This is a genomic window from Flavobacteriales bacterium, assembly GCA_020635795.1.
Lineage (GTDB): Bacteria > Bacteroidota > Bacteroidia > Flavobacteriales_E > Vicingaceae > Vicingus.
Map to the genome: position 1 here is coordinate 161,405 of JACJZD010000001.1, position 21,010 is coordinate 182,414.

Below are 21,010 nucleotides of genomic sequence, written 5' to 3' on the forward strand. Positions count from 1 at the left end.
CTTATTTAGATTGACTCAAAATTACATAATCTAACCCATTATTTAAGTAATTGTATGTTTAAAATTATATTAATAAGGCAACCTTTTGTTTATATTTACGACTATTAAATAGGTTATAAACATCATCTTTCTATGAATAAGCTTTTAAGTTTCGTAATAGTGTTTTTTACAATTCATTTGAGTGGGTTTGGACAAGGTGCAACTTGTGGTGCTGCAGATCCTTTCTGTACAGGTAACACATATACTTTTCCTAATAATACTGGAGTTGGTAGTGCTGGAGGTGGAAATAATTATGATTGTCTTTCTACAACACCCAATCCTGCTTGGTACTATATGGAGGTGGCTACATCTGGAAATATTAATATTGGAATATCTCAAACAACAAATACAGGTGCACCAATAGATGTGGATTTTATTTTATATGGACCTTATGATGACTTAACACAAGCTTTGAGTTATTGTGGTAATCACGGAAATGCTTCAACTGCGGCAGATCCAAATCAAGTTGTTGATTGTAGTTATGATCCTTCTCCAACAGAAACAGCTGTTATTCCAAATGCTCAAGCTGGTGATGTTTATATAATGTTATTGACGAATTATGCGAATCAAGCTGGTACAATCCAGTTTTCTCAAACAGGAGGTACTGGTGCTACAGATTGTTCTATCGTTAATCCTTGTTCTATCTCTGCTTTAACCGCCACTCCAGGAGCTTGTGTTCCAGCATCCAACACTTATACTGTTTCTGGTTCTATAACTTTTAATGATGCACCCACTACAGGGACATTAACTGTTACAGATTGTCATGGAAATAGCCAAGTGTTTAATGCACCTTTTACTAGCCCAAGAGCATACAGTATATCGGGAATAACTTCTAATGGTATTGCTTGTAATGTTACAGCGGTATTTTCTGCTGATCCTGGTTGTACTCGAACTACTAACTATACATCTCCTTCCTCGTGTGTGCCTGTTTGTAATCTATCCGCACTAACAGCAGTTCCTGGAGCCTGTGTGCCAGCTACGAATACATATACACTAACGGGAAATATCACTTTTGCAAATGCTCCATCGAGTGGTACATTAACGGTTACGAGTAGTTGTGGAGGTTCACAAACATTTAATGCCCCGTTTACAAGTCCACAGGCCTATAGCTTAGCAGGATTAACATCAAATGGTTCAGCATGTAGCGTTACAGCAGTATTTTCAGCCGATGCAATATGTACCCGAACAACGAACTATACGGCTCCTGCATCATGTACACCATCATGTTCAATATCCTCACTAACAGCAGTACCAGGAGCATGTGTACCAGCCACAGATACGTATACATTAACGGGAGTTATTACCTTTTCAAATGCACCAGCATCAGGAACGTTAACGGTAACAGACTGTCATGGAGGCACACAAGTGTTTAATGCACCGTTTACAAGTCCACAAGCCTATAGTATAGCGGGTATTGCTTCAGACGGAGCAGCCTGTAATGTAGTCGCAGTATTTTCAGCAAATGCAGCATGTACCCGAACAACAAACTATACCTCACCATCATCATGTGTTGTGCCATGTACCTTTACAGGTATAGTAGATACAGTAGGGTTATGCGATGGAGTAACGAATGATTTTCCTCGATATGGAACAGTAACCTTTAACAATGCACCGTCTACAGGATTATTATTATTTACCGATTGCAAAGGAAACACAGATACGCTTTTTCCACCATTTACCTCACCAGCCAGTTATTATTTAGAAGCGAACTCAGATGGAACAGTAGGATGTGATATTACGGCGGTATTTACAGCAGATCCAACATGTACAATAAATATAGCGAATGACTACCCAGTAGCTTGTGGATGCCCTGCTGATGCAGGAACAACGATTGCGGGAGTATTTGGAGATGGATTAATGAATTATGTGTTGTGTTATAATGACACCATTATTATAGCCTCCAATGGAGATGAAATAGACCCCTTAGATGTAGGGCCGCTAGGACCAGGAATCACCTATAACCCAGGAATTACCTTTGGGATATATACTTGCCCACCAACACCAAACACATCACCAGACTTAGACCCTTGTTATACAGGATTTGTAACAGGAACGATATCAAACTTTGGAGATTTAAATGATGGAGGATTAATAGCCTTTATGAATGGTCAAGGATTTACCTTTACAAATAATACAGTATACTTTGCTCCAATTACCTTGTACAACCAAGATAGTTTGATTTACAATACAGGTTGTGTAGATGTTGGTCCAGCGACAGCTGTAGTATACTTACCAGAAATTATTACCAGTAATCCAACAGAAGACTGCCCAACAGGAACCTTTACGATAACAATAAACGGAGGCTACCCAGCATTATTAGGAGGGAACTTTACCGCCACAAACTTACTACCAGCAACAGCAAGTTTTGTGAATACTACTACAACCAATGGAGGAACAATACAGATAGATGGATTACAAGATGGCGACATGTATAGTTTTGATGTAGCCGATACCAATGGATGTCCAATAACAGTATCAGGAGGGCCATTTGTAGGCTTACCAACTGCCAATGCTGGAGCAAACGATACGAGCTGTACCCTAACATACACCTTAAATGCTGTGCCAAGTATAGGAACAGGAGCATGGACAGGGCCAGCGAATGTAAGTTTTGTGCCGGCTAATTCAGCAACAGCAACAGCAACAAGTACAACGGCAGGAACCTTTGATTTGTATTGGACAGAGACCAATGGAGTAGGATGCTCAACAACAGATACCGTAAAAATTACTTTTTTAAACCCAATTACGACAGTTGTGGTAGCCGATTGTCAAGACAGTTCAATAACAGTGACAATATCAAATGGATTGCCAGAACAAGATGGAACAAATTATACGGTATCAAACTTATTACCTGCTACAGCTAATTTTACAACATCAACAGTAACACACGCTGGCGATGTTGTAGTACAAGGATTACAAGATGGCGATATGTATAGTTTTGATATTGCTGATAACTTTGGATGTGCAACATCAATTGCGGGAGGGCCATTTGTAGGCTTACCAAATGCCAATGCGGGACAAAACGATACAAGCTGTACGTTAACATACACCATGAATGCTGTACCAAGTATAGGAACAGGAGCATGGACAGGACCTGCGAATGTAAGTTTTACACCAAATGCCAACGACCCTAATGCTGTAGCAACAAGTACAACAGCAGGAACATACACACTTACATGGACAGAAGATAATACTTTAGGATGTACAGATGCAGCAACCGTAAACATCACGTTTACCCAAATGAGCATCCCCAATGTATTAACCCATGTAAATTGCAATGGAGGAACAAATGGACAAGTAGTGGTTGCACCACAAGGAGGAATTGCACCTTACACATACAGTTGGACAACATCAACAAACGCTACACCAGTAGAGAATAACCTGCCAGCAGGAAGTACAACAGTAACCGTTACAGATGCAAAGGGATGTACACTAGACTCAACCTTTACCTTAACTGAGCCAGCAGCATTTGGTGTAAGCATATCAAATGTAACACCAGTGTTATGTCAAGGAGGTTCAAACGGGTCAGCAACAGCAACAGTAAATGATGTAACGAACACCTATACTTATAGTTGGAATACAGTACCCGTTCAAAATACAGCAACAGTAAGCAATTTTACAGCAGGCACATATATAGTTACAGCAACACAATCACCAAGCGGATGTACAGATACAGCGTCAGTCATAATAACCGAGCCAACACGAGTAACCATAAGCAGTGTAAGTCCAAATGTTACGATATGTGCAGGACAAACAACCAACATCACATCCACAGCCACAGGTGGTTCTGGAGCAGGATATGTATACACATGGAACAATGGATTGGGAGTAGGACAAAATCATACAGTGAGTCTATTACCAAACACGACCACGAATTATGAAGTAACAGCAGTAGATGCCAATGGCTGTCCATCAGATACAGGACGAGTAACGGTGATAGTACACCCATCATTAAGTGTAATAGCATCCACTACGAAGGATACTGTTTGTCCAGGAGTAAGCACAACCCTAAATGCACTAGCAAGCTTTGGTAATGGAGGACCATACACCTATAGTTGGTCACCAACAACCAACATGACAGGGTCAAACACATCAAACCCAACAGTAACCCCAACAGGAGCTACTACCTATACAGTAACATTAAATGATGGCTGTTCACCATCAGTAACAGACACAATAAGAATCTACCTGTATAACTTACCAAACCCACAAGCAAGTGCAGATACCTTGAGTTTATGTATAGAACCAAGAGAAGCGATAACATTTTATAACTTAACCGATACCACAAATGGGATGTTAGATACCAATAGAGTGACATGGAATTTTGGAGATGGTACAACAGCAACACAGCCATGGGATACGATACAACACACCTACAATCAAGTAGGAACATATACAGTAAGCATGACCGTATACAGTCAAGCGCCACGAGGAGGATGCTCAAAAACAAATGTGGTGGTGAATCAGATAGACATCAACGCATTGCCAGTAGCAGACTTTAGTTCAACACCCAACCCAACAAGCATGTTTGAAACAGAGGTTCAGTTTGCCGACCAAAGTGGAAGTGCTATAGATAATTATCATTGGGATTTTGGAGGACTAGATACAAGCAACTACCCCAATCCAATATATATATTTCCAGACGACACCAATGGCGTGTACCCAGTAACCTTAACAGTAATAGACATGAATGGCTGTACAGATGACATTACAAAATTAGTAACGATAACAGCAGAATATGGAATTTATATACCCAATGCCTTTACCCCAGATTTTGACTTTAAAAACGATATGTTTGGGCCCACAGGATTTGGTATCTCACCAGAGGATTATCACTTTATGATATTTGATAGATGGGGAGAAAAGCTGTTTGATACAGATGTATTGTTTAAGCCATGGGATGGATTTTACAAAGGCACCAGAGTACAAGAGGGAGTGTATGTATGGAAACTCTTCTTTAAAGATTACAACAATAAAAAACACGAAAAAATAGGACATGTTACTATTATTCAGTAGTTAAACATCAATAAAAAAGAGGCGGTTATTTTACCGCCTCTTTTTTTATAGTAAAATAATAAGTGGCTAATTTATAGGAGCTCAATCCCAAGCCTGTAATTACTCCAACACAATTTTTTGCCATTAACGATTGGTGGCGATATTCTTCACGGGCATAAACATTTGAAATATGAACTTCAATTACAGGAGAAGTAATGCTAGCAATAGCATCGGCAATACCAATAGAAGTATGTGTATAAGCCCCCGCATTCATAATAATGCCATCAATAGAAAAACCAACTTCGTGTAATTTATTAATTAGTTCACCCTCAACATTGCTTTGGTAGTAAGAGAAATTAATTTGAGGAAAACCTTTTTTTAACTCAACCAGATACTCATCGAAAGTTTGGTTTCCATAAACCTCTGGTTCACGTTTTCCTAATAGATTTAAGTTTGGACCGTTAATAATTAATATATTCATAATCAAAATACTGAATAGCAAAGATATATATTTGTATGGAATGAATTGGAATTCTATCATAAAAGGCTTTAAAGCATATTTGCAGTTAGAACGCTCTTTGTCAGAAAACTCTGTAGATGCCTATATCAGAGACATTAAAAAGCTAGAGGAGTTTTGTGTTTTGAAAGAAATTTCTGTGCAGCCAGAAAAGCTCACTCAACATCAGCTAGAAGAGTTCTTAGTGTTTGTTAGCGAATTAGGGTTAAGTGCTAGAACTCAAGCTAGAATATTATCGGGGCTTAAAGCATTTTATAAATATTTAATTATCGACGATATTATTGATGATGATCCGACGGAGTTATTAGAAGCTCCAAAAATTGGAAGAAAACTCCCTGATGTATTAAGCATAGAAGAAATTAACTCGTTAATAAATGCTATTGATTTAAGTAAGCCAGAAGGAGAACGTAACAAAGCAATACTCGAAACCATGTACAGTTGTGGGTTGCGAGTGTCGGAGCTTACCAATTTAAAACTGTCCAACCTAATGTTGAATGAGGGGTTTATTCATGTAATTGGTAAAGGCAGTAAAGAACGAATCGTTCCTATTGGTAGTGTAGCTATTAAACACATCAACATTTATATTCAATCGGTAAGAAATCATATGTCAATTATAAAAAAAGGTAGTGAAGATATTTTGTTTTTGAACAGAAGAGGAGCTGGATTAACAAGGGTTATGGTGTTTACCATAATTAAAAATTTGTGCGAAAAAGCAGGAATACATAAGATGGTTAGCCCACATACCTTGAGGCATTCGTTTGCAACACATTTGGTAGAAGGAGGAGCTGATTTACGTGCCGTTCAAGAAATGCTGGGGCATGAATCGATAACAACTACTGAGATTTACACACATCTGGATAGAGATTATTTACGTCAAGCAATTTTAGATTTTCACCCTCGTTCAAAATAATTTTATTAATTTGGGTCATATTTTAATAGATATAACGATTGAATAATCTTCCACCAACAATTGACTGGAAACAGGAGCTAGAAAAATCTACTCAAAAGTATCACCTGATAACTTGTTGGGTAGGTGTAATTTTTAATTTATTATTTTTTGCGGCAGATTACCTAACACTCCCCGAATATTGGATGCCTTTTTTGGTGTTTAGAGTTAGCGTCTCTTTTTTAATTTTTTTAGCAATAGTTGGGTATAAAAAAGGTAAAATTCCGATTGAACTTTTGGGTTTTATACCAGTTGTGCTAATATCTATCGAAAATGCCTACATGTGGAGTTTTATGGATGTAGCTCAGTTTCAAAAACACACCTTTGCTTATATGGCACTATTTATAGGGTCGGGTATGTTTGTGCTTTATAGAAATATCTATTCAATAATAATTGTTGTAGTCTCGCTTTTAGTAAATGTGGTGCTATTAAATGCTAATAGTTCACTGTCGTTAGATGAAATATTGGTTAATGGAGGTTTATTAACCTTTGCAGTAGCTCTATTTTCTATGTTTTTAATTCGAACTCGATTTAATTTAACCAAAAAAGAAGTTATTGCTAGACTGGCATTAAAAGCCTCTAACGAAGAATTATCGCTTAAAAAGGAGATTATTGAAGAAAAAAACAAAGAGATAACAGATAGTATACAATATGCAAAAAGAATTCAACAAGCCTTAATAACTCCTGAGGAAGTATTGAAGAAAAATATACCAAACTCTTTTGTTTTTTTTCAACCCAAAGATATTGTTAGCGGTGATTTTTATTGGGTAGCAGAACTTTCCACTACAAAAGAGAATGAACAAAACGAAAAGCTGTGTGTTTTTTCAGTTGCCGATTGTACAGGTCATGGTGTGCCTGGTGCTTTTATGAGTTTGATTGGTATTAAAATTTTAAATCAATCAATAAAAGAAAAAGACATTAACTCGCCAGCAGAGGCACTTGATTTTGTTAATAATCAGGTTTTTGACACTGTAAATAAACACACTGATGAAAACAATATTGTGAGAGATGGAATGGATGCTGTACTTTTTGCAATAAATTTCAATACACTTAGTCTGTCATTTGCGGGGGCAAATAACGCTTTATATATTGTAAGAGATAATGATATTATTGAATTAAAAGGAGACAAACAACCTATTGGGTCGTACTCAAATCAAAATAAATTTACAAACGTTCAATTTCAACTTCAAAAAAACGATGTAGTTTATGCTTCTACTGATGGATTTCCTGATCAATTTGGAGGGGAAGATGGTAAAAAATTGAAATCAAAGCGGTTTAAAGAGAAATTAATAGAATGTTCTAGTTTACCAATTGAAGAACAAAAAAACGAGTTGCAAAAATATTTCAATGCTTGGAAAGGTAATTTGGAACAGCTCGACGACATCTGTGTTTTGGGTATAAAAATCTAAAGATTGCTTATATTTACACCTTATAGGTTGATAAATGAAATTTTTCGTTACTTTATTATGTTTCCTTACCATTGGTTTCTCATGCAGGAAGGCATTAGAAAAACCTACATGGGATGTTAATTTATTGTCACCATTAGTAAACACAACATTAACGTTAAATGACTTGCTGCCTGATTCTGTTTTGCAAGTTAATGCTGACACTTCTTTAAAACTCGTTTATATCACCGAAATATTTTCAGTTGACGTGGATTCTTTATTTAGAATTCCGGATACCACAATTACTGAAATATATTCTGTACCGTTGTTTTTAATTGCAGCACCTGGCGATTCGTTTTATAGTAATGATGAAGATAGGGATTTAAATGTTACCAATGGAGTTGAATTAAATCTTGCCAAGATTGAATCTGGATTTATCGATTTGGAGATTTATAGCGATATCAAAGAAAAAATTTGGGTAACTTATAAAATATTAAGTGCAACAAAAAATGGTGATACACTCGTTTTTACTGAGTTAGTTGATGCAGCGACTACACAGCCTGCATATTTTAAAAAGCGGGTAGATATAAGTGGATATAATTTAAATTTAACAGGGACAACAGGAAATAAAACGAACACGTTTGTTACTAAATCTGTTGCTAGAGTTGATACCAATGGCTCTACTGTTAATATTGCTGCAGGTCAAAAAATAAAATTCATTAATACCCTGGTTGATGTAGTTCCGTATTATGTGAAGGGTTATTTTGGCATGCAGAGTTATCGATTTGGTCCTGAAACAACTGATTTTTCTGTGTTTAATAGAATAGTTGATGGTACTTTAGATATTGAAGATGTAGATGTGAACTTAAGTTTTGAAAATGGAATTGGAGTTGATGCACAATTGGTAATTAATCAATTCAAGACAATCAATTCTAATAATGGAGCTAATCATTCTTTAACACATTCAATCATTGGGTCTCCAATAAATATAAATAGAGCTACTCAAACCAATTCCGTTCCTGAGGTTAATTATACCAGCTATTCAAATTTATTAACCACCTCTAACTCTAATATCGATAACCTAATTGAAATTTTCCCAAATAAACTGCAATACGACATTAGTTTACTTATCAATCCATTTGGAAACATATCAGGAAGTAATGATTTTATTTTCAAAAAATACCCACTAAAAACAAAGCTAAATGTTGAATTTCCCCTTTCAATAATCGCTAATAATCTTACCTTGGTTGATACCAGCGATTTTAATTTAGAGCTAAATTCTTCAGGACAAATATTAGAAGGAAAGTTATTTATTTATGCAGATAATGGTTATCCGTTTAGTGCTGATTTAAGTTTGCAGGTATTAGATGAACATTCGAATGTGTTAAAATCATTGTCTGTTGTTAATAATATAGCATCAGCCACTGTTGGTACAGATTTAAGAGTTACTTCAAATACAAAATCAGTTTTAACTGTTCCATTAACTTCATCTGATGTAAGTGCATTATATGCTGCAAAAAAAATAGTGTTTAAAGTAGCATTTAATACTACTGCTCAACCACAGTTTATTAAAATATACGATGGTTACACTATTGGCTTAAAAGTGGTTGCTGATTTTGCTTATCAAATTAATTAAGGAAGTATTTCGATGAAAAAAATAATTTTCTTCCTTTTAGTATTCGGTTTTATTCAGCATGGATTCTCGCAGCAGAACATCTCTTTTTTGAATGATACAGCTCAACGATTGAGTTTTTCAATTCAAGGTAATTTCGATTACGGTTCTAGTTTTGGTAGCAATTCATTTTTAAATAAATTTATTTATGGCGGAAAAATAAGCCGAGATGATAAATCGACGCTTTATCAGAAACTTGATGGTACTAACACCATTGGTGGAGATGTAAATTTTTCGGCTCAAGCTGAAATACCTTTCGATACTCTTTTCAAAAAAAATAATTTATCGTTGGTGGTGGGTCTTGAGCATACAGAGCATTTTGATGCCAAATTGTCGAGCGATTTAGTTAAGCTAATTCTCGATGGAAATAAACAATTTGCGGGAGCGTATGCAAATATTGGAAATACTAACTTTAATTACTTCAACTATCAGCAAATAAATGTTGGAATTGTTAAGTATAAAAAACATAATGATAGACCAGCAAAAGAAGGGGTGCTTTTTTCTTTGATTAAAGCACAAGAACACCAAGCAATTACTATCCCAGATGGTAGTTTGTTTACCGAACAATTGGGAAATGAACTTATTTTTGATTTAAATTATATTTATAATGCTAGTGATACTTCAAATACTGGATTTAAAGCTTTTAATGGAATTGGTATTTCAACCGATTTTTTTACCGAGTACAATTTAAAAAATGGCGGAAAAATCAGGCTGAATATTGATGATTTAGGGTTTATACAATGGAACAAGAAATCAATTCAAATAGAGGCTGATACAGTAATATCATTTGATGGAGTAGAAATAGAAAATATTTTTGATATCAACGATAGTTTAATAGCTTCTTTCTCAAGAGATTCTTTGTTTGAATATGTGTCCACCAAAAAAGGAACAGGAGGATATGCCATTGCATTGCCAACCACCTTTAACATTAATTATTTCCACCCTTTTAGTGATAAAATTGCTATGAATGTTGGTCTTCGTTATAAGATATTGTCTAATTATTTTCCGCTACTTTATACCAATATTCAATTCAATTTTACATCAAATTTTATTACTCAAGGTAATATAGTTTATGGTGGATATGGAAAATTAAATGTTGGAATTACGGTAGCAAAGCAGTTCAAAGAAAAATATCAAATAATTATGGGGTCAAACCATGTTGGAGCATATTTACTCCCTTCCAATACGTTTAGCAACAATGGATTTTTAGTATTAAAAATGTACTTTTGATAAAAACACGATTTAATGAAAAGTTTAGAACAATTAAAGCATACAGATTCTGGTAATTTCTTTCTAATTGCAGGCCCTTGTGTGGTAGAAAGTGAAGAGAACGTATTTGAAATTGCTTGTACAATTAAAGCGATAACAGACAGATTACAAATTCCTTTTATTTTTAAGGCTTCTTATCGAAAAGCAAACCGTTCTAGATTAGACTCATTTACTGGAATTGGTAACGAAAAAGCGTTAGAAATAATAAAAAGTGTTAAGGATAGATTAAATATTCCCGTACTTACTGATGTTCACACTGCTGAAGAATGTGCTCTTGCTGCAAAATATGTTGATGTTTTACAAATACCAGCATTTTTGTGTCGTCAAACTGATTTGCTAGTTGCTGCGGCCAATACAGGTAAAGTAGTTAATATCAAAAAAGGACAATTCCTTTCTGCTGAATCGATGAAATTTGCGGTTAACAAAGTAAAAGAATCGGGGAACAACAATGTATGGTTAACTGAACGAGGAACTACATTCGGCTATCAAGATTTAGTGATTGATTATAGAGGAATTCCAGTAATGAGACAATTTGCTCCCACGGTTTTAGATATAACACATTCTTTACAACAACCAAATCAGACTTCAGGCGTAACTGGCGGAAAACCTGAGCTTATTGAAACAGTAGCTAAGGCAGGTATAGCTGTTGGTGTTGATGGTATTTTTATCGAAACTCATCCAAATCCTGCTCAAGCAAAAAGTGATGGTGCAAACATGCTTCGATTAGATTTGTTGGAAGAACTTCTAACCAAATTAATAAAAATTAGAAAGGCAGTTAATGAATAATTTAATTCGAATAGTATTGTTATTTATGCCTCTTTTTGGATTTTCTCAAAAAGATACAATAGCCCATTTATATACTTTTGGAAGTTTAGCCAATGATATAGGTGAAGATATTTCTGCTACTTCAGATGGTGGATTTATAGTGGTTGGGTCAACGGCAAGTAGTGGAGATGGTAATACAGATGTATATTTATTAAAAATTGATTCTTTATGTAACAAGGAGTGGAGTTGGGCTCTTGGTGGCTTAAATAATGATTGGGGTTATGCAGTAAAACAGACTTACGACAATGGTTATATTATAGCTGCAACATCTAATAGTTTTGGCAATGGTGGTTATGATGCCATGTTGATTAAACGAGATAGTTTTGGAAATTATGAGTGGCAAAAAACATATGGAGGTAATGATTGGGATTTTGCTTATGATGTGATTCAAACATTTGATAGTGGATACGTGTTTTGTGGAGAAACCTATAACAATACCAACGGATACTCTGATGTTTATGTGGTAAAAACAAATTCAATTGGTGATACCGTTTGGACAAGAACTGTTGGTGGAACTTTGATTGATAAAGGAAATGCCCTTATCCAAACTTCTGATTCTAATATTGTTGTGGCAGGATTAAAAAATACTTTATCAGATTCCACTCAAGCCTATGTTTTGAAGTTTGATAAAAATGGCGCTTTACTGTGGGATAGTGTTTATGGAGGTGCGAGGTTTGAAAGGGCTAATGATATAGTTGAAACTCAAGATGGAGGCTTTGTCTTTACAGGTGCTTCAACGAGTTTTGGTCCTGGAGATAAGGACTATTATATAGTAAAAGTAAGTAGTAGTGGTTTAAAAATATGGGAACAATTATTTTCAAATCCATTAGAAGAAGAAGGATTCTCTATTTATGAATTATTAAGTGGAAATTTTATTAATGTTGGTTATACTAATTCGTATGGAGGAGGTAAAAAAGATGCACATTTATTTATGATAACTTCAGGTGGTTGGTGGGGAGGCAAAAGCTCTACTTTTGGAGGGCTTGAGGATGAAATAACTAATGGTTTTGCCTTAGGATTAAACGGATCAATGTATCTTTCGGGGTATACTAATGGCTATGGAGAAGGGTTAAATGATCTTATGGTTATAAGAGTTGATACCATTGTCACACAACAACAGTTTACTGTTACAAGTACTATTGATGTTGCTGCGATAGGTTTGTCTGAATATAAAGTCAACAAGACAATATTTAGAGTATTTCCAAATCCGTCAACTCATTATATTTCTATTGAGTTTGAAGAGGCTCCGACTCACGTAACAATAACAAATTTAATGGGATCTATTGTTCTTAGTAAATCAATTAACCAGCCTACCTTTAAAGTTGATTTAGATATTAGCAGTTTATCTTCTGGAGTTTATTTACTTGAGTGTAGGAATAATAAAGACGAAAAAAGTGTCGAAAAACTTATCGTTCTTGATTGAAAATGCGAAAAGGACTACTTAAATATAGTTATTTCTTTCTTATTCTTCCAATTTTTATTTTTTTATTAATTGTTAAATCGAGTATTGAGTCGAATTTTACGCCTGAGAGGGTTCTTTATACCTATTTGGTACTTTATCTTTTTTCTATTCTTATAAGTAATAAAAAAATTAAGTTTTATTACATCAGCATTATATATATAATATCTATAGTGCTTACTTATTTCGAATTGTGTTATAGTTTGCTTTATCATGAACGATTAACCACTTCAACCATGTTTGTTATTATGGAAACAAATAGCTCTGAAATATCAGAGTATTTAAAGGAGTATCTTAATTATAAAATAATTTTAGGATTTATTATCACTTTAACAATAGCATTTTTCACTTTAAAAGGCGTTAAAAAACTCTTGTATCAATACAGTAGAAAGGAAGTAATAAATTCAATAAAAAATGATATTCTACTATTGTTTAATAATAGCGTTGTAAATAAGATAAAACAAGCATACTATTATTTAATAGACACTAATACTAGAAAACTGTTGAGTTCATTGGTACTTTTAATAATAGTAACTTTTATTTATATCGATAAAAATCATTTTAAACAACATATCATATACCAAGCGTATGAAGGGTATAATAAGTATAAGGAAGAGCAGTTTAGGTACAACGATTTTTTATACGGAAAGATAAAAGAAAGCAGAAGGTTTGAAGCAAAAAGCAATAATTTATTAGAAGAGAAAGAAACAGTTGTTTTAGTTATTGGAGAGTCTACAACTAGGTCACATCTACAGCTATATAATTATCATAGAGCTACTAATCCTAAGCTTGACTTAATTAAACAAGAGTTAGTAGTATTTGAAGATGTAATCAGTCCTCATACACATACAATACCATGTTTAGAGAAAATGTTAACCCTAAGTAATTATGAACACTACGATAGAAAGTATGATGGAACACTTATAGATATTATGAGAGAAGCGGGGTTTGAAACTTCATGGATTTCAAACCAGATCCCAATAGGGATATATGAATCATTAATTACTTCAATCGCAAAATCTTCCGACAATGTTTATTTTACCAATTTAGGGGGAGAGAGAGAGCAAAAATCATTAGATGAAAAAGTTTTGCCTCACCTTAAAAAGGTATTGTCTAATAAATCGATAAATAAAAAATTTATTATTGTTCATTTATTAGGGACTCATGTTCAATATGAGAATAGGTATCCAAAAAAGTTTAACGTTTTTAATGATACTCCAAAATCTATTTATTCATCTGAAGATATTTTTAAAACAATTAATCATTACGATAATGCTGTTTTGTATAATGATTTTATCGTTTCAGAAATTATACAAATGTTAAAATCGAGTGCAATAAATGAAAAAGCATCACTTATTTACTTGTCAGATCATGGTGAAGATGTTTTTGAGACGGTAGATATGTCAGGGCATAGCGAGGCTATTTCAAGTAAACCTATGTATCAAATACCGTTTATTTTATGGTCTAATAACCCGTCTCAAATTGATTCTTTACAACAATATAAATCGAGAAAATACATGTCGGATGATTTGTTGTTTACTATTGCGGATATTGCTAATATTACTTTTAATGGAAATGAGCCTGAAAGAAGTGTTGTTAATACTAACTACCAAAATAGAGTAAGAAGAATAAAAGATGGAAAGGATTTTGATGAACTTTATCCTTAATAAACGATGAAGAAAAAAGCCGTTATAGTACTGCTTTTATTAGTAGTCCTTGGAATGTTTTATTTATGTCTTTACACTAATGTATTAATAGATGTTTTGTATAAAGAAAAAATTTGGGTTCATAGAACAAATAGTGTTGAGAAGCTACATGCTGTAAAAGATAAATTTTATGGTGTAGAATTAGACATTGAATTTTTAGATTCACTAAATGTTTTTGACGTAAATCATCCTCCTGCAAAGTCAATTGGATTAACATTAGATACTTATTTTTTTGAAGCTAGCATGAATAAGACACTTCATTATTGGCTGGATTTTAAGAATCTAAATGAAATGAATGTTGAAAAATCTAGTGCTCTATTAGAACGTATTTGTGTAAAAAATCATATCAATCCATCGCATGTAATAGTAGAATCAAACAATGTTCGTTTACTTGAAGAATTCCAACATAAAGGATATCAGGTAAGTTATTATTTGAATTGGCCGGGTCTTTATACTTTAGATAGCATTGGTTTGAAAAATGAATTGGAATTGATTAAACATAATTTGAAAAATATTAATTTTCCTTGTAATTTATCAGTTGACTATCATGATTATGACATCTTAAAACATAATTTCCCCAATTATAATTTACTTTTGTGGTTAGATGATAATTTTGATGAATCGATTAGAAATAGATTTCTGCTATTTCAAATGTTGAATAATAATAATGTCAAGGTTATTTTATTTAAATTTAAATCACACGAACGTTAACCATATAAATACTAAAACTGATTAATTATGATATTTGTTACAACCGAAACCATACATGGTAAAGAAATTAAAGAGACATTAGGAACAGTACGAGGAAGTACTGTTAGAGCAAGAAATATTGGTCGAGATTTTTTTGCAGGACTAAAAAACATTGTTGGGGGTGAGATTTCAGAATACACTCAACTTTTGGCAGATTCTAGAGAGCAAGCAATAAAAAGAATGATAGATGATGCAAATAAACTTGGAGCTGATGCAGTAGTAAATGTTAGATTTACAACTTCAAATGTTATGCAGGGAGCTGCAGAAATATTGGCCTATGGTACTGCAGTTAAATTTTAAAAGTTATAAGTAAATAAAAAAAGCTCCAATTTATTGGAGCTTTTTTTATTTATCTAGTCAAGTTAATGAATCCCGTATGTTCGGTATTTACATTTCTATAAAGTTCTTTGGCTTTAATCCTCCAAATATAGGTGTCTGTTTGAACAGGATTGCCATTGTATGTTCCATCCCACCCTTCATTTAAATCGTCGGTTTCAAACAATTTTTCTCCCCAACGGTTGAATACCATAAATAGGTAATTCTTAGTATCTATACCTTCGCCTATTGGTTTAAAAGTGTCATTTAAATTATCACCATTTGGGGTAAATCCACTCGGCATATAAAATAAATATAAACCATCAATTTTAACAATTCTATAGGTGCTGTCTAAACAACCGTAACTATTTTCAACTGTTAACCAAACAATGTACTCACCTGCTGAATCAGAAGGAAATTCCGAGATTGGATTTATATCTGTTGACATTGATGGACTTCCTCCTTGAATTGTCCAATAGTTGTTTAAATTATTGTAGCTTTCATTCGTAAACTGAATAAAAGGATTAGTAAGGTCTGTTGGTTGAGGGTTCATGCTGAAGTCGGCTATAGGATACCCATAAGCACATGCAGCATCAATAATAGTCGTATCTCTAACACATCCTTTAGTAGATGTTACAGTTAAAGTAACATCATAACAACCAGCTGAGTTGTATAAGTGGTCAACTGTTAAAATATTTGACGAAGTGCCACCGTCACCAAAATTCCATTGTACACTATTTATACTTGATGAATTTGGAGTGGTATTTAAAAATGATGCAGTAATAGGATAACAGCCTGTGTTATTAATCACTGTAAAACTTGGTTTTGGTAGTGGCGACCAATAAATTGTTACATTTCTAGTCGATGTCGGTGTAGTACAATTATCACCAACAACAACTGTGTAAATTGCTGGACTAGTTAAAGGTCTAACTATTATACTTTGACCAGTTCCAACAGGATTGTTGTTGCTGTCAAACCAATTATATACATAGCCTGTTCCTGAACCTCCAGAAGCAACAGGTATAGTTAGTCTTGTTGTGTCTTCTGGACAAATTGTATCTCGACTAAAAGTAATAGATCCTAATTGAATAGTATCTCTTAAAGTGATAACTACACTATCGATTGCTGATGTACAGCCCATCGCATCTTGTGCATAAACGTGGTATGCAGTATTAATGGTTGGACTTACTGTATGTGGCCCGTTGCCTATTAAGCCGTTATCCCAAACAAGGTTCAATGTTCCAGTACCTCCACTTGGTGTGGCTGATAATGAAACGGAACCATTAATACAAATTAAAGAATCTCTAGTAACGTTATTTACAAAGACCTGAGTGGTTGGAGCAAGAGAAACAAGCGTATCAAAACTACAACCTAAAACATCTGTAATAACAACCAAGTAAGTTCCAGAAGAAATATTAAACAAAGTATCTGATACTGGTCTAATATTACTTTGAATTAGAGTTGTTCCTGTACTATCAAAAAATTCAAATGTAAAAGGAGCATTTAAACCAATGCCACTAGCTATAATTTGACCATCATTAGAGGTGTTACAAATTGCAGGTACTGTCTGAATTGTAGCTGAAAGTTGAGAAGTAACAGTAACATTAATAGAATCTGTATCAAAACATCCACCAATTGGATCGGTTACCGTAACAAAATAAGTAGTAGTAGCTCCAGGTGTTAAAACTGGGTTTTGAATGTTAGGGTTAGACACACCAGCTGTAGGAGTCCAGCTATAATTAAATGCTGCTGGATTTGGAGTTGTAGGACAAGTAGAAAATCTTGTAATAGGTCTGTTTGTTCCCGTGGTGGGAGTATTCGTCGCAGGACAAGCAGGGTTTGAATCTGAAGTATATCGTATGGCAGATGTAAACGTTGTTGCACCCCATGGAGTAATAGAGTTATTTGTGTATGATGTAGCTAAGTTGTCAAAACATATTTCAACTACAATGTTTGACGTTCCATCCCATTCATAAGCAACATCAAAAGTATGCATGTTCCATCCTGTAACAATATTAACAACTTTAGGATTAAATACTTGTGTTAAACCTGTTTGCCAAGTTGTTAAATTGGTAATATTGGTACACTTCATTTTAATAGTGTACGAGTTATATGTAGTTGTTCCATTAATTGTATTAACTTGCCAACCAATTTGAGTGATTTTACCACCAGTAAAACCCAAAGCATTTAACTCTGCAGCAGTATATAAAAATTGATGCTTAGCATTTCTATAATAGTTTCCATAAGGAGCAGGAAAAGAGGTGGATGAGTTAGCTCCAGTAGCTGTACCAACAGTTCTAGGTGTGGAAGCGCCCGAGCATGCTACAGAAGCACTTGGACCACATGCAGCAGGTATTCCCCCGCCTAAGTTTAAGTTGATAATAACACTATCACTACACCCAATAGTTGTATCGCTATTTACAATATTAATATTTGGGGCATAAGTTGGAGCAACATTTACTCTCATTGTATCAGATTTCATACAGCCACCACCATTATCTACATTAACAATAATAGTGTTTATACCAGGAGTTGTAAAAGTAGCAGTTGGATTAGCACTTGAAGGATTATTCATTGTCGAAGCAGGTGTCCAAGAATAATTAAATGAACCAGTTGGGTTGGTTGTTGTGGAGAAGTTAACGGTCTCTCCTAAGCAAACAGCTGTATCAGATTGTGTAGATGTAAGCGTATAGTTAGGTACAACAGTAATAGTCTGACTTCTATTTACACTACAGCCTCCTGCATCAGTTAATGTTACATTGTAAGTTGTAGTAGTTAATGGAGTTGCTACAGGGTTTTGAATATTTGTAGCAGATAAACCAGCGGCCGGGCTCCAATTAAAAGTATAGTTAGATAAGGTCGGACCACAGTTTCCTACACCAGTGTAGTAAGTGTTTCCATTAACCCATCCTGACATACCTCCTTGTGCAACAGAAAATTGAGTTCCACCCTGCCCATTAACTAAATTAAATGATGATTCACTTTGGAAAGAGCCTGTTCCATAAACTAATGTAATGGTATTTCCGTTGGTAATAGGAAATGTTGCAGTGTTTGATGAGCCAGTAGCTACAGTATACGTTCCTACTAAATTTCCATTGTCATAAACGGAGATGCTTTGCCCATTCCATCCATCACCAAAACTATCAAACATGTTTAAAGTATACATACAAGTTGATTGTAAGTCAAAATTTAAAGAACTTCCTAAACAAATTGTTGTGTCTCCTGGTCGTATAGATAATGTCGGAGGAGGATTCACATTAACTGTTACTGAGTCTTTTTTCACACAACCAAAAGGTGATGTTACAGTAGCTACATAAGTTGTTGTGCTGTTTGGAAAAGCACTAGGATTTGCAATAGCTGGGTTACTTAATAATGAAGTATTGTTCCAACTATATGTATATGTTCCAGCAGCTGGAACTACATTTACACCAATTGGAGTAGCTAAGTAATCACATAGAGTAGTATCTCCAAATGGGATTACAAAATAGTCAGGAACGACTGTAACGGTAACTGTATCAGTATTTATACAAGCAGCAGAAAGAGTACTAGTTAACAAATATGTAGTTGTTATAGCAGGTTTTACTTGAGGATTCGCACAAGGGTTACAAGTAATGTTTACGCCTGGGTTAAGAGGATCTCCTGATAATACTGACCATGAGTACCCTGCTCCACCTAAAGCATTTAGTTGTGCCCATTGAGGACCACAAATAATTTGATCAGGACCCGCATAAGGTTGATCGAATACAGTTATGTCATAGGTATAGTATTGGCTTGCTGAAATGGGACAAGCATCATCTCTTAAATTAATAGTTAAAACATTTATTCCTGAGTCTAATGACGTTGGTGTCCAACAAAATTCTAGGCTTGGATTTTGAGTTCCATTACCAGTTATTGTTAAAGTAGCTCCAGGTATCGCTGTAGCAGCATTTGATGAAATAGTAATATTATCACCATCAGGATCAGAAACATTAACAGTAAAGCAAATATTATCGTTTGGACACATTGAAAACGAATTGCTATCATTTTGAATCACAGTTGGTCCTGCTATAACATTCGATATACCACCTACATTACCACAATTTGGAGCACTCCCAGCAAAAGGAGCAGTATTACTACATGTATTTGAAATCACAACTTGCATTTCTCTGATGTAAGTTCCAATTAAAACATTGTTTCTATATTCTGTTACAATTACCGATACAACACAAATTTGAGCTACTGTTGGGGTTAAACACATTTCTCCTGTTGTTGGGTTTAAATTCATTCCAGAAGCAGTAATAATAGGGTTGTTTGTAGAATATCCAGCAGTATATGCTATTGGAGCTGCAGGTCCATCAAGTGGAGTGGTAAATTGATAATAAAGAGAGTCGCCATCTATGTCCGCAGCCCCATGATTGTAAATTGTTAGCTGGTTAGTACATAGGTATGGTGTTGGTAAAGCTAAAAACTGAGGAGAGTTATTTCCAGGAGCTAAAACATTGTTTAAAGTAGTTTGGATATATAAATCCTGAGATCCAGGTGTTGCTAAATTAGTAATGGCGTCATTTCTACAACATAAACTCCATGACATCACCCAATTGTTACATGGAGGTAGAGTTACTACCCCTGTGAATATGTATTGTTCGGTTCCAGGAAGCGTACCGCCATTACAGGTTGTAGTTGCAGTTGCACATACTTGAGACACATTGGTAGTACTAACCCAGTCTAATGAAGCAGAAAAATTACCACATGATGAAGATAAATCAATATCTTGAGGTGTAGTTCCAATAGTAGATCCTGAGCAATCACGATACAATGTTAACGTAACTTGGTAATCGTTTCCACTAATCCAAGTATAAGTAATATCAGCTCCCATTACGTGAGTAGCAGACGATTTAGATGCAAACGCAAATAAAATAATAACGATTAAAAGTAATTTCTTCATCAAAATTCAGACTTGTTAATATTTACAAATTTAACAATAATACATACAACTGTTAAAGACGAACTCGAATAAAAATGGTTGCTTTACAAGGAGTGGTAGTAGATAAAAAAATTAAAAGCTAATATTAGGTGAAATAACAAAATAATATTTTGTATTTATAATAATCATTCACCTTGTTGATTATTAATAACTTAAAAAAAGAATAAAGAAA

Annotated in this window: 12 protein-coding genes; 10 read left to right on the forward strand and 2 right to left on the reverse strand. The window is 34.4% G+C overall.

Translation table 11 applies throughout. The features are described 5' to 3' along the window. The first annotated feature begins 132 nt into the window (after window positions 1-132). Window positions 133-5,052: a gliding motility-associated C-terminal domain-containing protein gene (locus H6589_00690; protein MCB9173108.1), complete on the forward strand. Its 4,920-nt coding sequence runs from the start codon at window positions 133-135 to the stop codon at window positions 5,050-5,052. Window positions 5,053-5,077: 25 nt separating this feature from the next. On the opposite strand, the gene aroQ is transcribed toward H6589_00690, so the two are convergent. Continuing rightward, window positions 5,078-5,512, reverse strand: a complete 435-nt coding sequence (gene aroQ / locus H6589_00695; protein MCB9173109.1) for a type II 3-dehydroquinate dehydratase — start codon at window positions 5,510-5,512, stop codon at window positions 5,078-5,080. 40 nt (window positions 5,513-5,552) lie between these two features. Here aroQ and xerD point away from each other — a divergent pair, with 40 nt between their 5' ends. From xerD to H6589_00740, 9 genes are all read left to right on the forward strand, one after another. Then, complete coding sequence (gene xerD / locus H6589_00700) at window positions 5,553-6,458, forward strand: site-specific tyrosine recombinase XerD (GenBank protein ID MCB9173110.1); 906 nt, start codon at window positions 5,553-5,555, stop codon at window positions 6,456-6,458. 38 nt (window positions 6,459-6,496) lie between these two features. Further along, entirely contained in the window at window positions 6,497-7,903 is a 1,407-nt protein-coding gene (locus H6589_00705) for a SpoIIE family protein phosphatase (protein ID MCB9173111.1), read from the forward strand. Window positions 7,904-7,937: 34 nt separating this feature from the next. Further along, window positions 7,938-9,515 (forward strand): hypothetical protein, encoded by a 1,578-nt coding sequence (locus H6589_00710; protein MCB9173112.1) that lies wholly within the window; start codon window positions 7,938-7,940, stop codon window positions 9,513-9,515. A 12-nt stretch (window positions 9,516-9,527) separates the two neighbouring features. After that, window positions 9,528-10,781 carry a hypothetical protein gene (locus H6589_00715; protein ID MCB9173113.1) on the forward strand — a complete coding sequence of 418 codons (1,254 nt, stop codon included), beginning with the start codon at window positions 9,528-9,530 and terminating at the stop codon, window positions 10,779-10,781. Between the two features lie 15 nt (window positions 10,782-10,796). Continuing rightward, complete coding sequence (gene kdsA / locus H6589_00720; protein ID MCB9173114.1) at window positions 10,797-11,606, forward strand: 3-deoxy-8-phosphooctulonate synthase; 810 nt, start codon at window positions 10,797-10,799, stop codon at window positions 11,604-11,606. Continuing rightward, window positions 11,599-13,068 carry a T9SS type A sorting domain-containing protein gene (locus tag H6589_00725; protein MCB9173115.1) on the forward strand — a complete coding sequence of 490 codons (1,470 nt, stop codon included), beginning with the start codon at window positions 11,599-11,601 and terminating at the stop codon, window positions 13,066-13,068. The genes kdsA and H6589_00725 overlap by 8 nt, the downstream gene beginning before the upstream one ends. Window positions 13,069-13,277: 209 nt before the next feature. Then, window positions 13,278-14,771 (forward strand): sulfatase-like hydrolase/transferase, encoded by a 1,494-nt coding sequence (locus H6589_00730; GenBank protein ID MCB9173116.1) that lies wholly within the window; start codon window positions 13,278-13,280, stop codon window positions 14,769-14,771. A 6-nt stretch (window positions 14,772-14,777) separates the two neighbouring features. After that, entirely contained in the window at window positions 14,778-15,521 is a 744-nt protein-coding gene (locus H6589_00735) for a hypothetical protein (protein ID MCB9173117.1), read from the forward strand. 27 nt (window positions 15,522-15,548) lie between these two features. Continuing rightward, a complete protein-coding gene (locus H6589_00740; protein MCB9173118.1) occupies window positions 15,549-15,860 on the forward strand; it encodes a YbjQ family protein in 312 nt (103 codons plus the stop codon). A 49-nt stretch (window positions 15,861-15,909) separates the two neighbouring features. On the opposite strand, the gene H6589_00745 is transcribed toward H6589_00740, so the two are convergent. Continuing rightward, window positions 15,910-20,799 (reverse strand): gliding motility-associated C-terminal domain-containing protein, encoded by a 4,890-nt coding sequence (locus tag H6589_00745; protein MCB9173119.1) that lies wholly within the window; start codon window positions 20,797-20,799, stop codon window positions 15,910-15,912. Window positions 20,800-21,010 lie beyond the last annotated feature (211 nt).

Coding starts and splice junctions, on each gene's coding strand:
- H6589_00690 (MCB9173108.1), top strand. CDS start 133: ATGAATAAGCTTTTAAGTTTCGTAATAGTGTTTTTTACAATTCATTTG.
- aroQ (MCB9173109.1), bottom strand. CDS start 5,512: ATGAATATATTAATTATTAACGGTCCAAACTTAAATCTATTAGGAAAA.
- xerD (MCB9173110.1), top strand. CDS start 5,553: ATGAATTGGAATTCTATCATAAAAGGCTTTAAAGCATATTTGCAGTTA.
- H6589_00710 (MCB9173112.1), top strand. CDS start 7,938: ATGAAATTTTTCGTTACTTTATTATGTTTCCTTACCATTGGTTTCTCA.
- H6589_00715 (MCB9173113.1), top strand. CDS start 9,528: ATGAAAAAAATAATTTTCTTCCTTTTAGTATTCGGTTTTATTCAGCAT.
- kdsA (MCB9173114.1), top strand. CDS start 10,797: ATGAAAAGTTTAGAACAATTAAAGCATACAGATTCTGGTAATTTCTTT.
- H6589_00725 (MCB9173115.1), top strand. CDS start 11,599: ATGAATAATTTAATTCGAATAGTATTGTTATTTATGCCTCTTTTTGGA.
- H6589_00735 (MCB9173117.1), top strand. CDS start 14,778: ATGAAGAAAAAAGCCGTTATAGTACTGCTTTTATTAGTAGTCCTTGGA.
- H6589_00740 (MCB9173118.1), top strand. CDS start 15,549: ATGATATTTGTTACAACCGAAACCATACATGGTAAAGAAATTAAAGAG.
- H6589_00745 (MCB9173119.1), bottom strand. CDS start 20,799: ATGAAGAAATTACTTTTAATCGTTATTATTTTATTTGCGTTTGCATCT.